General features: G+C 71.9%; 10 protein-coding genes and 2 pseudogenes. 8 read left to right on the top strand and 4 right to left on the bottom strand.

What is annotated here, in order from left to right; genetic code table 11:
- Positions 1–187: 187 nt before the first annotated feature.
- Positions 188–397, top strand: a complete 210-nt coding sequence (locus DK389_RS30070) for a hypothetical protein (protein WP_109895290.1) — start codon at positions 188–190, stop codon at positions 395–397.
- A 7-nt stretch (positions 398–404) separates the two neighbouring features.
- Here DK389_RS30070 and DK389_RS30065 read toward each other — a convergent pair whose 3' ends face one another.
- Positions 405–764, bottom strand: a complete 360-nt coding sequence (locus tag DK389_RS30065; protein WP_109895288.1) for a VanZ family protein — start codon at positions 762–764, stop codon at positions 405–407.
- A gap of 237 nt (positions 765–1,001) precedes the next feature.
- On the opposite strand from DK389_RS30065, the gene DK389_RS33215 reads away from it, so the two are divergent.
- Positions 1,002–1,166: a hypothetical protein gene (locus tag DK389_RS33215; protein ID WP_162560961.1), complete on the top strand. Its 165-nt coding sequence runs from the start codon at positions 1,002–1,004 to the stop codon at positions 1,164–1,166.
- 138 nt (positions 1,167–1,304) lie between these two features.
- Positions 1,305–1,766, top strand: a complete 462-nt coding sequence (locus tag DK389_RS30060) for a low affinity iron permease family protein (protein WP_109895286.1) — start codon at positions 1,305–1,307, stop codon at positions 1,764–1,766.
- Between the two features lie 142 nt (positions 1,767–1,908).
- On the opposite strand, the gene ligD is transcribed toward DK389_RS30060, so the two are convergent.
- From ligD to DK389_RS30050, 3 genes and pseudogenes are all read right to left on the bottom strand, one after another.
- Positions 1,909–2,958, bottom strand: a complete 1,050-nt coding sequence (gene ligD / locus DK389_RS30055) for a non-homologous end-joining DNA ligase (RefSeq protein WP_418292088.1) — start codon at positions 2,956–2,958, stop codon at positions 1,909–1,911.
- A pseudogene (locus DK389_RS34770) lies at positions 2,944–3,527 on the bottom strand (DNA polymerase ligase N-terminal domain-containing protein); the annotation flags it as partial. The gene ligD and the pseudogene DK389_RS34770, both read right to left, overlap by 15 nt.
- A gap of 87 nt (positions 3,528–3,614) precedes the next feature.
- Positions 3,615–4,802 (bottom strand): zinc-binding metallopeptidase family protein, encoded by a 1,188-nt coding sequence (locus DK389_RS30050; protein WP_109895284.1) that lies wholly within the window; start codon positions 4,800–4,802, stop codon positions 3,615–3,617.
- 313 nt (positions 4,803–5,115) lie between these two features.
- On the opposite strand from DK389_RS30050, the pseudogene DK389_RS30045 reads away from it, so the two are divergent.
- The 5 genes and pseudogenes from DK389_RS30045 (at position 5,116) to DK389_RS30025 (ending at position 13,834) form a co-directional block, all read left to right on the top strand.
- A pseudogene (locus DK389_RS30045) lies at positions 5,116–8,402 on the top strand (transglutaminase family protein).
- Positions 8,399–10,918 carry a circularly permuted type 2 ATP-grasp protein gene (locus DK389_RS30040; protein ID WP_109895282.1) on the top strand — a complete coding sequence of 840 codons (2,520 nt, stop codon included), beginning with the start codon at positions 8,399–8,401 and terminating at the stop codon, positions 10,916–10,918. The pseudogene DK389_RS30045 and the gene DK389_RS30040 overlap by 4 nt, the downstream one beginning before the upstream one ends.
- Positions 10,915–11,847 carry a transglutaminase family protein gene (locus DK389_RS30035; RefSeq protein ID WP_109895280.1) on the top strand — a complete coding sequence of 311 codons (933 nt, stop codon included), beginning with the start codon at positions 10,915–10,917 and terminating at the stop codon, positions 11,845–11,847. Before DK389_RS30040 ends, DK389_RS30035 begins: the two co-directional genes overlap by 4 nt.
- A 100-nt stretch (positions 11,848–11,947) precedes the next feature.
- Positions 11,948–12,238, top strand: a complete 291-nt coding sequence (locus DK389_RS30030) for an acyl carrier protein (protein ID WP_236960444.1) — start codon at positions 11,948–11,950, stop codon at positions 12,236–12,238.
- A gap of 93 nt (positions 12,239–12,331) precedes the next feature.
- Positions 12,332–13,834 carry an AMP-binding protein gene (locus DK389_RS30025; RefSeq protein ID WP_109895278.1) on the top strand — a complete coding sequence of 501 codons (1,503 nt, stop codon included), beginning with the start codon at positions 12,332–12,334 and terminating at the stop codon, positions 13,832–13,834.

Raw genomic sequence — 13,834 nt, 5'->3', positions numbered from 1 at the left:
CCGCAAACGGCCCCCTGGAAGAGAATCGGTGCAGCCGTCGAGATCGGAGGCGCTCGCCGTCACGGCGATCCGGAATATCGTCGGGGTTCTATGACCCGCGTCCGCAGACGATCGACGTGGAAATTAGCGAAAGCGAATTTACTATGCGGACGAAGTACTAGACTCTGAGCCTGATCGGGAGGCAGTCATGACGCATGATCCTCGCTGCTGGTTCGGTATCCACGCGTGGCAACCCGCCGAATGGCCGCCGGAGCTCGTGGAACGTCTCAGGTCGCGGGGCTGGAGCACGCAGACATCCTCGCGCTTCGAGCATTGCCCGCGCTGCGGCAGCAGCCGGACGATGCTGGCCGAACCCGTGATGCCGGCGCCCCGGCACATGGTTCAGGCCGGCTCCTGACGCCGCGTCACCCGCGCCCGTCGGGCGGCGCCGAGGCGCCGGGCCAGTAGGCCAGCGCCAGGGCCGCCAGGCCGCCGAGGCCGCAGCCGGCCGCCTTCACGGCGAAATCCGCCACGCGGCCGTGGCGCGTCGGCTGCAGCATCTGCAGGATCTCGAGCAGGCCGGCCGCGGCGAGCGTCAGGACGAAGACCTGCCAGCGCCAGCGCGGGTAGCCGAACGCGAACAGGAACCCCAACAGGGCGAAGGCCCCGCAGCGCTCGACGGAGATGGGCGCCGTCGAGACCGGCCGGTAGCCGATCGGCGCCACGGTGACGACCACCAGGGCGGCGAGCATCAGCCAGCTCAGGGCGCGCGCGACCGCGGACATCCGTGTCAAACTCAAGACGCTCCCGCGTGGCGAGGGGGCTGCGCGCCGCGGCCGCGGGGACCGGGTGCGCTCGCCGAAGCCCGGATAGTGAGCCGGCTCGGCGACGAACGGAGTGCGAGATCGCACAAAGGCTTGGATGACGCCGCTTACAGCCCCGCTCTGCTGTCAGGGATCGCGGGCTTGCCAGCAGCGCTGATGGCTATACCCTGACGCTCCCTCGCGTATTCGAGAAGCGTGATGACAGATAAAGACCGCGCATTTCTGTCCGAAATCAAGACCAAGGCCTCGCATCCGAGTCGAAACGATGTGCAACGTCTTCGCGAAATCCTGTTTCGCATGCGCTGGGATCAGATCTTCGAGCTGAAGGCGCCGCGCGACCGATCCGTGTTGCGGGCATCCTGACGCCCGCACCCATTGACGGCGGGCGACGCAATGCGCTGCGGCCCGCCGCGCCGGGCATGGCGGCCTCCGCGTGAACCGTCTGGAGCCGCTTGCCGTTAGGACGGCAGCAGCGCCCGGTGCGCGTTCCGAGGCCGTCTCATGTCTCCCGGTAAGCAATTCACGGAATTCGCGTCGAACGTCGCGCGCGGCGCAGGAAAGCCGGTCACCTTCGCGCTCAGCATCGGCGTGATCCTGATCTGGGCCGTCACGGGGCCCCTCTTCCACTACTCGGATACGTGGCAGCTCACCATCAACACGGGCACGACGATCGTGACCTTCCTGATGGTGTTCCTGATCCAGAACACCCAGAACCGTGACGGCGCCGCGATTCAGGCCAAGCTCGACGAGTTGATCCGGGTGAGTGCCGCCCAGAACCGCTACATCGGCATCGAGAGCCTGACCGAGGAGGAACTCGACGAGTTGCGCCGCCGCTGCGCCTCGCGGGCGACCGCCGAACCCTGCGAGACGATCGACGCAGCCGAGGCGGCCGAGCAGCGCGCCGACGCCAAGGCGCGGGACGCCGCCCGGCGCGCGGGGGGCATGCCGCACTATCCCGCCTGAACCCGGCCGGCACGACGCCCGGCGCCGCGCCGGCCGGACCAAGAAAAAGGCCGCTCCGAGGAGCGGCCCGAGTCGAGGGAGGAAACGCCCGTAGAGGGCCCGCCGGGCGGCAACGCCAATGCCACCCAGCCTTCGGGAAACCTCAGGATCCCGCGAGTGTTCCCGAGCCCGATACCGACCTCGCCTTCGCCCGGGCCGAGGGGCCCGGCAGCGCCTGCAGCGTGTCCGCCCAACCCGCGAGGTCCGGCAGGCCCGCATCGAGAACGCGACGCACGGTGAAGGCCTGCGGCGCGTCGACCTCGGCGAGCGCGTCCCAGGACAGCGGCATCGCGAGGCTCGCCGAGGGCTTGGCGCGGGTGGAGAATGGCATCACCGCCGTGGCGCCGCGCGCGTTGCGCAGGTGGTCGATGTAGATCCGGCCATCCCGCTGCGACTTTGCCGCGCTCGCCGTGAAACGTCCCGGCTGCTCGCGCGCCAGCGCCTGCGCCACCGCCTCGGCATAGGTGCCGACGCGGGGCCAGCCCGAGCGCACGGGAGGCAGGAGGGGCACGACGACGTGGATGCCCTTGCCTCCGGACAGCATCGGCCAAGCGGCGAGATCGTCGGCGGCGAGGCGCTCGCGGATCGTCCGCGCAGCCTCGACCACAGCCGAGAAGGGCAGCGTCGGGTCCGGATCGAGGTCGAGGACGAGCCGGTCGGGCGAAGCGATCGATCCCGCCCGCGACCCCCAGCCGTGGAACTCCAGGACGCCCATCTGGACGAGGCCGAGGAGGCCGGGCAGGTCGTCCACGGCCACGTGCTCCTGTACCGAGCCCGCTGCCTCCCGCAGCCGGACCCGCCGCACCCTGTCGGGCAGACCGGCCCCGGCGTGCTGCTGCACGAAGCAGCGCTCGCCGACGCCGCGGGGGCAGCGGATCAGGGTGAGGGGCCGCCCCCGAATCCCCGGCAGCATCCGTTCCGCGACCCGCTCGTAATAGGCGACGAGGTCGCGCTTCGAGACGTGGGCCTCCGGGTAGGGCTCGCGGTCGGGGCTGGTGATGCGCACGCCGTGGCGCAGGAGCGAGGTCCCGGATGCCCCGCTTCCTGCCGGCCGGGCTCCTGGAGATTCGGACGCGGCGGGCTTCGTGCGGGCGGCCCCCGCCCGCGGCGCGGCCGGCTCGACGGGCTTCGCCGTGCCGGCGATCTCCTCCATCGTGCGGCCGCTCGCGACGCTCGCGCCGTGCGCCTCAGTCAGGTCGACATCCGTGCGGGCCTCCGCGTCCTCGAGCTTGCGCAGGAGCCAATTCTCGCGGGCGTCCCCCGCCTTGCCCCGCATCCGGATCAGCATCCAATCCCCGCGCATGCGCTCGCCGTCGAGCCGGAAGCGCAGGCGTCCCGCCAGCAGGCCCGCCGGGGATCCTCCTCCGGCAACCAGCGGCCCCGGTCCCACAGCATCACGGTGCCGGCCCCGTACTGGCCGGCGGGAATCGTACCCTCGAAATCCGCGTAGGAGACGGGGTGGTCCTCGGTGCGCACGGCGAGGCGCTTATCGGCGGGGTCGAGGCTCGGGCCACGGGTCACGGCCCAGCTCAAGAGGACGCCGTCGAGCTCCAGCCTGAGATCGTAGTGGAGGCGGCGGGCCGCGTGCTTCTGCACGAGGAAGCGGTGGCCCTCGCGCCGCCCGAGCCGGCCCCGCGGCTCCGCGGTGCGGGAGAAGTCGCGCTTCGCGTTGTAGGCCGACAGGGTTGGATCGGAAGTCGCGTTCGGCGATGCGTTCGGCATGGGAAGCGCCTCGACGGCAAGCGGCTCGATGGAAAGCGGCTCGATGGGCCGGTCGCGGCCCGGGACTTCCTCAACGCCCGAGCCGCCTCACACGTTCGGCGCCGCCACGGGGTTGCGCAGGCCGGCGATCACCGCCTTCAGGATGTCGGCGCCGGCCTCCGCGCCGGGCAGCGCCGAATCCTGCCGGCGCACGGCGTAGATGCGCTCGTGGACGAAGGCGAGCTTGGCGATCACCGCCGGCGTCAGCTTGAACGGGTAGAGCGAGGTCTGGCCCATGCTGCGGCTCAACGAGTTCACCGCGTAGGTGAGGGGCAGCCACGCCTCGATCAGCCGGCCGAGATCCGGGGTGCGGTGGGGGTCGAAGTCGATCACCACGGGCTCTGCCGGCCCGTGGCGCAGGCGCGGGCGCACGTGCAGCTCGAAGGTGGAGGCGGTCTCGATCGTGTCGACCATGTGGAGGTAATGCGCCCAGGTCTCGGCGAAATCCTCCCAGGGGTGGCTCGTCGCGTAGGCCGAGACGTAGGATTCCTCCCAATCTCCCGGAGCGCCGTTGGCGTAGTGGCGCTGGAGCGCCGCGCCGTAATCCTGGCTCTCGTCCCCGAACAGGGACCGGAAGGTCCACAGGCTCGGGTCGTCGCGCACCAGCACGTTCCAGAAGTAATGCCCGATCTCGTGGCGGAAGTGGCCGAGCAGCGTGCGGTAATACTCGCCGAACAGGAGGCGGCGGCGCTCGCGCTCGACGTCGTCGGCCTCCGCGATGTTGAGGGTGATCAGCCCGTCGAGGTGGCCGGTGAGGATCGGCGGCCCGATCAGGAAGCTCTCGGCCGGATCGACCAGGAAATCGAAGGCGAGGCCGGCCGGATCCTCGGCACGGGTCGGCAACGGCAGGTCGAGGCGCAGCAGCGAGTAGAACATTCGGTGCTTGGCGGCCTCGATCTGGCGCCAGCGCGCCAGGTTCCAAGGCACGGCGAGGTCGGGCACCACCCGGTTGTGGCGGCAGGCGGTGCAGTAGAGATCGGGCGAATCCTCCGCCACCAGCCAGTTGCAGGCGCCGTAGGCCGCGTTCGCGCAGAACCGGACCTTGCGGGCCGGATGGGCGTAGGCGTGGAAGGTCGGCGCCCGCTCGGCCTGCTGGTGGGCGAAGGGCTCGGAAGGCTCCAGCGCCGAGACCTCGTGCACCTCGCAGACGTAGCCGAGGCGGCGCTCGCAACTCTCGCAGGCCGTGCTCTCGAACGAGACGGGCTGGTCGCAGGCCTGGCACTGGAAGATCTTCATGACGAGTTCCGGGAGACGGCCGGTGGCGCGCCCCGGCCGCCCTATCGAGCGACAAGGCGCCTCACCCGTCAAAGTTCCCCGCCGCCGAGAGGGCCTTGCCCCGGCAGGCGCGCCTCGGCAAGGAACGGGCGGCGGACGGTGGGCGCCTCGGCTGCATGGAACTTGCTTGACGCTCCCTCGCCCCGGCCTGCCCAGCTGCGGGACCGCCTTGACGGGTCCACCCGTGCTATCCTCGCGGGATGATTCCCGGCGGGATCCGGTCCCGTCGCCCTGAGGCGGCCCCGAAGCCACCGTCCCGAAGACCGGAGCGCCCGTGTCGATCAAAGCCGCCCTGCACCACGTCACCCATTACCGCTACGACCGACCGATCGCCCTCGGGCCGCAGGTGGTGCGCCTGCGCCCGGCGCCGCATGCGCGGACCAAGATCCCGGCCTACGCCCTCAAGGTGACGCCCGCGAACCATTTCGTGAACTGGCAGCAGGACCCGAACGGCAACTGGCTCGCCCGACTGGTCTTCCCCGAGAAGACCACCGAGCTGAAGGTCGAGGTCGACCTCACCGCCGACCTGTCGGTGATCAATCCGTTCGACTTTTTCCTGGAGGACTACGCCCAGACCTGGCCCTTCGCCTACGCCGACGACCTCTCCGCGGAGCTTGCCCCCTACCGGCAGCCCGAGGACGCGGACGGCCCTGAGATGGAGACCCTGCTCGCGCGGCTGCCGGGGAGAGCGGGACCGTCTCCTTCCTCGTCGCCCTGAACGATCTCGTCCGCTCGGAGGTCGCCTACGGCGTGCGGATGGAGCCGGGCGTGCAGGCGCCGGCCGAGACGCTGAAGCTCGGGAGCGGCTCCTGCCGCGACTCGGCGTGGCTCCTCGTGCAGGTGCTGCGCCGGATCGGCCTCGCCGCCCGTTTCGTCTCGGGCTACCTGATCCAGCTCGTGCCGGACACGACCGCGGTGGACGGGCCGGAGGGCACCAAGACGGACTTCACGGACCTCCATGCCTGGGCGGAGGTCTACCTGCCGGGTGCTGGCTGGGTCGGCCTCGACGCGACTTCGGGCCTCCTTTGCGGCGAGGGCCACATCCCGCTCGCCGCCACGCCCCATTACAGCGCCGCCGCGCCGATCTCGGGTCTCGCGGAGCCGGCCGGCGTCGAGTTCGGCTTCGAGATGACGGTGACGCGCGTGGCCGAGGCGCCGCGCATCACCAAGCCCTTCTCGGACGCGGTCTGGACTGCGATGGACAGGCTCGGCGACCGGATCGACGCGGATCTCTCTGCGCAGGACGTGCGCCTGACCATGGGCGGCGAGCCGACCTTCGTCTCGGTCGACGATTTCGAGAGCCCGGAATGGAACGCCGCCGCGGTCGGCCCGACCAAGCGCGGGCTCGCCGACAAGCTGATCCGGCGCCTGCGCGCCCGCTTCGCGCCGGGCGGCATGCTCCATTACGGCCAGGGCAAATGGTACCCCGGCGAGAGCCTGCCCCGCTGGGCCTTCGCCCTCTACTGGCGGCGGGACGGGGAGCCCGTCTGGCGCGACGACGCGCTGATCGCCGCCGAGGACGGCCCGCGGGAGGCGACGGCGCAGCAGGCCAAAGCCCTGATCGACGGCCTCGCCCGCCGGCTCGAACTGCCCGACTACGTGCTCCCGGCCTTCGAGGACCCGAAATACTGGTCCGAGAAGGAAGCGGAACTGCCCGTGAACGTCAGGGCCGAACAGCCGATGCTGCCGAACGCCGAGGACGATGCCCGCATGCGGCGCACGTTCGAGCGGGGCCTCGGCGAGCCGGCCGGCTACGTGCTGCCGCTCGCGAGCCTGCCGACCGGCAAGGACGGCGGGGCGGACCGGTGCTGGATCTCGGAAGCCTGGGATTTCCGCCGGGGCCACGCCTTCCTGACGCCGGGCGATTCGCCGCTCGGCTTCCGCCTCCCGCTCGGCTCGCTGCCGCACGTGCCGCCCGAGCACTATCCCTATTACCAGCCGCAGGACCCGCTGGAGGCGCGTGCGGGCCTGCCCAAGGACCATCCCGAATCGAAGGATCATCCGGGCGCGGCGACCCGGAACGGGGCGGGCATCACGGGCGTGGCGGTGCGCACGGCGCTCGCCGTCGAGCCGCGGGACGGCATCCTCCACGTCTTCATGCCGCCGGTGCAGCGGGCCGACGAGTACCTCGAACTCCTCGGCCTCTTGGAAGCATCCGCGGCCGAGATCGGCCAGTCCCTCCAGATCGAGGGCTACGAGCCGCCCTACGATCCGCGGCTCAACGTGATCAAGGTGACGCCCGACCCCGGCGTGATCGAGGTCAACGTGCATCCGGCCGCGACCTGGCGCGAGGCCGTGCGCATCACGAGCGACCTCTACGCGGAGGCCCGCGAGACGCGGCTCGGCGCCCAGAAGTTCATGATCGACGGGCGCCACACGGGCACGGGCGGCGGCAACCACGTCGTGATGGGCGGCGCGAGCCCGGACGATTCGCCCTTCCTGCGCCGGCCGGACCTCCTGAAGAGCCTTGTCCTCTACTGGCAGCGCCACCCGTCCCTGTCCTACCTGTTCTCGGGTCTCTACGTCGGCCCGACGAGCCAGGCGCCGCGCATGGACGAGGCCCGCCACGACGGCCTCTACGAGCTCGAGATCGCTCTCGCGCAGGTGCCCGCGCCGGACGATCCGAACATCCCGCGCTGGCTCGTCGACCGGATCTTCCGCAACATCCTCGTGGACGTCACCGGCAACACCCACCGGGCCGAGATCTGCATCGACAAGCTCTACTCGCCGGACGGGCCGACCGGGCGGCTCGGCCTCCTCGAGTTCCGCGGCTTCGAGATGCCGCCGGACCCGCGCATGAGCCTCGCCCAGCAGCTCCTCCTGCGCGCGCTGGTGGCGTGGCTGTGGCGCGAGCCGCAGGTCGGCGGCTGTGTCCGCTGGGGCACGGCGCTCCACGATCGCTTCATGCTGCCGCATTTCCTCTGGGCCGACTTCCTCGGCGTGCTGGAGGACCTCGCCCACGCCGGCTACGCGTTCGATCCGGCGGCCTTCGAGGCGCAGCGGGAATTCCGCTTTCCCGTTTTCGGCCGGGTCGAGCATGGCGGCGTCACGATGGAGCTGCGACAGGCGCTGGAGCCCTGGCACGTGCTGGGCGAGGAGGGGGCGATCGGTGGCACGGTGCGCTACGTCGACAGCTCGGTCGAGCGCCTGCAGGTCAAGGTCGGCGGCTTCGTGCCGGGCCGCCACGTCATCGCCTGCAACGGGCGGCGCCTGCCCATGACGGGCACCGGCACGGCGGGCGAGGCGGTGGCGGGCCTGCGTTTCAAGGCGTGGCAGCCGGCCTCGTCGATGCACCCGACGATTGCTCCCCACGCGCCCCTCACCCTCGACGTCCTCGACGCCTGGAGCGGGCGCTCGCTGGGCGGCTGCCGCTACCACGTCGCGCATCCGGGCGGGCGCAATTACGAGACCTACCCGGTCAACACCTACGAGGCGGAGGGGCGTCGCCTCGCCCGCTTCCAGGCCCAGGGCCACACGCCGGGCCGGGTCGCGATGCCCCGCGAGGAGGTGAACCCCGAGTTCCCCCTCACCCTCGACCTGCGCGTGCCGGCGCCCCGATGAGCGCGGGCCGGTCAGCGGACGGGGAGGGCGTGTCCGAGCGGCTCGCCCGCTGGATTGGCGCCTATCGTCCGCAGGCCGGCCTGCCCGACGAGTTCCTCGATGCGGACGGGCGTCCGCGCGGCGCCTGGACCTCGCTGCTCGACCGGCTCGGGACCCTGCCCGAGCGCGAGATCATGGCCCGCTTCGTCTCGGCCGAGCGGCACATCCGGGATGCGGGCATCTCCTACCGGATCTACGGCGACCAGCGGGAGCACGCCTGGCCTCTCGGCTCCCTGCCCCTCGTGATCGACGCGCCCGAATGGAGGGCCCTGAGCGAGGGGCTCGTCCAGCGCGCCGCGCTGATGGAGGCGATTCTCGCCGACGTCTACGGTCCGGGCCGGCTCGTGGCGGACGGCCTGCTGCCGGCCGCAATCGTGGCGGGCAGCCCGGAATTCCTGCGCCCCCTCCACGGCGTGGCGCCCCCGGGCGGGCGCTACCTGAAGCTCTACGCCGCCGATATCGGGCGCGGCGCCGACGGGCGCTGGCGGGTGCTCGCCGACCGCACCCAGGCCCCCTCCGGCCTCGGCTACGCCCTGGAAAACCGGATGGTGCTGACCCGCGCCTTCCCGGACCTCTACCAGGACCTCCATGTCGAGCGCCTGCCCGCCTTCTTCCAGGCCTTCCGGCAGGCGCTCGCCGCGGGCTCCGAGCGCTCGGAGCCGCGGATCTGCCTGCTGACCTCCGGCCCCTTCTCCTCGACCTACGTCGAGCAGGCGGCGCTCGCTCGCTATCTCGGCCTAATGCTCGTCGAGGGCGACGATCTCGTGATGCAGGACGGCTGCCTGCACGTCCGCACCGTCTCCGGGCTCAAGCGCGCCGACGTGCTCTGGCGGCGCATCGACGCCGATTACCTCGACCCGCTGGAATTGAATCCGGCCTCTCGCCTCGGCATCCCGGGCGTGATCGACGCGCTGCGCAACGGCAGCCTCGTGATGGGCAACATGCCGGGCTCCGGCATGGTCGAGTCGGGCGCGCTCGCCGCCTATCTGCCGCGGATCGCCCGGGCGCTCACCGGCGAGGATCTCAGGCTCGAGAGTCCGCGCACCTGGTGGTGCGGCGATCCGGACGGGCTCGCCCATGTCCGCGACCACCTCGACGGCCTGACGTTGAAGCCCGCCGCCACCCCGACCCGCGGGGCGGGGCGCGACGCGATCCTCGCCCCGCCCACGATCGCGGCCGAGCGGGCACGGGTGCTGGAGGCCCTGCGCGACAGGCCCTTCGATTACGTGGGGCAGGAGCCCGCGCCGCTCTCGACCATGCCGGGCTGGGAGCGAACGGATGCGGGATTGCGCTTCGTGCCGCGGCCCTTCGCCCTGCGCGTCTTCGCGGCGGCGACGCCCGAGGGCTGGCGCGTCCTGCCCGGCGGATTCTGCCGGATCTCGGAGCGCCCGGACGTCGACCCGATCGAGATGCGCCTCGGCATCCGGTCCGCCGACGTCTGGGTCCTGTCGGACACGCCCGTCGATGCACCGACTCCGGCCCTGCAGGGCGCGCCGCGGGTGCGGCGCATCGCCGGCCATCTGCCGTCGCGGGCGGCCGACGGCCTGTTCTGGTTCGGCCGCTACGCCGAGCGCGCCGAGGCGGTGATCCGCCTCGTCCTGGCCCATCTCGTCAGCGTCGGCGAGGCCGTCGTCACCGACATCACGGGCGATGTTCGGGCCCCGGCCGCCCAGCGCCTCCGCGCGATCCTGGCAGAGTGGGGGGCGGTGAGCGCTCCCGGCCTACCGACCGCGGCGCTCGCGCAGGAGGCGCTGATCGGGCGCGAGATCCACGGCTCGGCCCGCGCCCATGTCGAGCGGGCGCGCCGCAACGCAGCGACACTGCGCACCCGCCTCTCCGGCGAGGCGTGGCGGGTGCTCGCCGACCTCACCGACCTCCTCGCCCTCGACGAGGGCCGCGACTTCGCCGAGGCGCAACTCCTCGGCCGGGCCGAGCGGGCGCTGAGCCACATCGCCGCGCTCTCGGGCCTGACCCAGGAGAACATGAGCCGGGCTGCGGGCTGGCATTTCGTCGATCTCGGGCGCCGGATCGAGCGGGCGATCAACACCTGCTCCTTCGCCATGAGCTTCGCGGGCGACGAGGCGAGCGCGGACGATCTCGGGGTGATGCTGGCACTGTGCGACTCGCAAGTGACCTACGGGGCGCGCTACATGCAGGGCGTGGCCCTCGAGCCGGTGCGCGACATGGTGCTCCTCGACCCCTTCAACCCGCGCTCGGTCGCCTTCCAGGTTGAGGCGATCCTGCGCCACTTGGACGACCTTCCGGCGCTGTCGGCGGACGGCATCCCGGAGTCGCATCGGCGGCTCGCCGCCCGGATTCGCGCCGAGTTCGCGGGCTGCGAGGCGGCCGACCTCGACGGCGTCGCGATGGCGCGGCTCGAGAGCGACCTGGAGCGCCTCGCCGATGCCGTCGCGGGACGGTACTTCCCCAACGGGCCCCAGGGCCTGCGCCCGGAGAAGCTCGTGGGACTCGCGTGATCTACACGCTGCGCCATCTGACCGCCTACCGCTACCGCAGGCCGGTTCGCTTCGCCCGCTGCTCGCTGCGCCTGCGGCCGCAGGACGGCGAGGGGCAGACCGTGCTGGAGAGCACTGTCTCGCTCGGTCCCGAGCCGCGCACCCGCACCCTGCGCCGGGACTATTTCGGCAGCGAGACGGTCTCCTTCATCCTCGACACGCCCCATACCGAATTCCGGGTCGAGGCGGTCTCCCGCGTGCGGGTGGAGCGGCCGCCCCTGCCGGAGCCGGAATCCGGCCCGTCCTGGGAGGCGGTTCGCGAGGCCGCCCTCGCCGAGCCCAGCCTCGGGCCCGACGCGCCGGCCCACTTCCTGTTCCCCAGCGCGCGGGTGCCGCTGGTGCCCGCGGTGACGGACTACGCCCGGGCGAGCTTCCCGCCGGGGCGCAGCGCCTACGGCGGCGCCGTCGCGCTGATGCACCGGATCGGCGCCGATTTCCGCTTCGATTCCAAGGCCACCACGGTCGCGACGCCGCTCGCCGAATCCTTCGCCCTGCGGGCCGGCGTCTGCCAGGACTTCGCCCACATCATGATCGCCGCCTTGCGCGGCCTCGGCCTGCCCGCCGCCTATGTCGGCGGCTACCTGCGGACGACGCCGCCCCCCGGCCGCCCGCGCCTGCGCGGGGCGGATGCGAGCCACGCCTGGGTTGCGCTCTGGTGCGACGGACGTTGGCACGGTCTCGACCCGACCAATGGCGTCGGCGTGCGGGATCACCATATCGTCGTCGCGCGCGGTCGCGACTACGGCGACGTCTCGCCCATCGACGGCATCGTTTCGGCCTCGGGCTCGCAGAAGCTCAAGGTCGAGGTCGACGTGGTGCCCGAGGACGAGCCGATGCCGGAGAAGGCAGCGGACGAGATCCGCGCGGTGCGGGAAGCCGTCGTCGCCTGATTGCGTCCGCATTCGGCCGTCATTCAGGCGTCATGGACTTTTCGGTCTCGGATCGATATGGCGCGCGGTCCCGGTCCGGAATCGCGGGGGAGACAACACGGTGCTGGTTCAGACGAAAGCGGTGCGGGAGGCGATCCTCGACTTCATCGCCGGCCGCAATCCCGGCCTCGCGCCCGGGGCCGTGACGGGGCAGACCTCCCTCGTGACGAGCGACGCCCTCGATTCCATCGGCGTGCTCGACCTCGTGCTCGACCTCGGCGAGCGCTTCGGCGTGGAAATCGGGGAGGAGGCGTTCGGCCTCGAGAATTTCGAGAGCGTCGATGCGCTCGCCCGCTACATCGCCGGCCAGGTCGACGCCACGCGCACGCAACTCGAGCATGCCGCCGCATGATCGTCCCGGACGGACGGTCCCTCCCGTTCCGCGTCCTGACCTGACGCGGCGCGGGCCGCATCCTCGGTCCGAACAGGGTCCGGGCTCGCCGGGATGACCTCACCCATCCTCCTGCACGACCTCCTCGACGGCGCGGCCTGCGCGCCCGAGCGCGTCGCGATCATCGACGGTGCGAGCAAGCTGACCTACGGCGCCTTCCGGGCCCGGACGGCCGCGCTCGCCGCCCGCCTCGCAGGGGCCGGCGCCCGGCCGGGCGACCGGGTCGGCATCCTGCTGCCGAAATCGATCCCCGAATGCGTCGCGGTCTTCGCGATCGCGCGGGCCGGCGCCGTGTTCGTGCCGATACACCCGAGCCTTCGGCCGCCGCAGGTGCGCCACATCCTCGCCGATTGCGGCGCGGCGGCACTCCTCACCGACGACAACCTTGACGCGGGACTCGGAGACGCCCTCGACGACCTGCCGGGATTGCGCGTGATCCGCGATCTCGACGCACCGTTCGAGGGCGGGGCGCCGCCAATCCCCCGCGCGGATCCGCAGGACCTCGCCGCGATCCTCTACACCTCGGGCTCGACCGGCCTGCCCAAGGGCGTGATGCTGAGTCACGCCAACCTGATCGCGGGGACCCGCATCGTGCGGACCTACCTGGCCATCGGGCCGGACGAGCGTATCCTCTCGGTGCTGCCCCTGTCGTTCGATTACGGGCTGAACCAGCTGCTCACGAGCGTCGAGCAGGGTGCGGCCTGCGTGCTCCTCAGCTTCCGCTTCGGCGACGAGGTGGTGCGCGCCCTCGAGCGCCACCGCATCACCGGACTCGCCGGCGTGCCGACCCTGTGGGCTCTCCTCACCCGCGCCGCGCCGAGCCTCGCCCGGGCCGACCTGTCGTCGCTGCGCTACATCACGAATTCAGGCGGCGCGGTGCCCGTCGAGACCGTGCGGCGCCTGCGCGGGGCCCTGCCGCACACGCGCATCGTCCTGATGTACGGGCTGACGGAGGCCTTCCGCTCCACCTATCTGCCCCCCGAGGAGATCGACGCACGGCCGGACTCGATCGGACAGGCGATCCCCGAGACCGAGATCTTCGCCGTGAACGCGCAGGGCGGGCGCACGCGGCCCGGCGAGCCCGGCATCCTGATGCACCGCGGGCCGACAGTCTCGCTCGGCTACTGGAACCGGCCCGAGGACACCGCCCGCGTGCTGGTGCCGGACCCCTTCCGGGAGGGCGGGATCGTCTGCCGATCCGGCGACATCGTGGTGGAGGACGAGGCCGGCTTCTTCACCTTCCTCGGGCGCGAGGACGCGATGATCAAGACGCAGGGGTTCCGCGTCAGCCCGACCGAGGTCGAGGCCGCCCTGATGGAGACGGGGGCCTTCCGGCAGGTCGCGGTCATCGGCCTGCCGGATCCGAGTCTCGGCGAGCGCGTCCACGCGGTGGCGGTCGCGGCCGACCCGACCCTGCCGGAAGCGGAGGTGCTGCTGATCGCGCGGGCCAAGCTCGCCCCTCACATGGTGCCGCGTGCCGTCGAGACGGTGGCGCGGCTTCCCGTGACGCCGAACGGCAAGGTCGATTACAAGCGCCTCGTCGCGGAGCGCCGATGA

It is taken from the genome of Methylobacterium durans, assembly GCF_003173715.1.
GTDB classification, from domain to species: domain Bacteria; phylum Pseudomonadota; class Alphaproteobacteria; order Rhizobiales; family Beijerinckiaceae; genus Methylobacterium; species Methylobacterium durans.
Note: the sequence above shows the minus strand (reverse complement) of the source record. Positions and strands in the feature narration are given on the sequence as shown.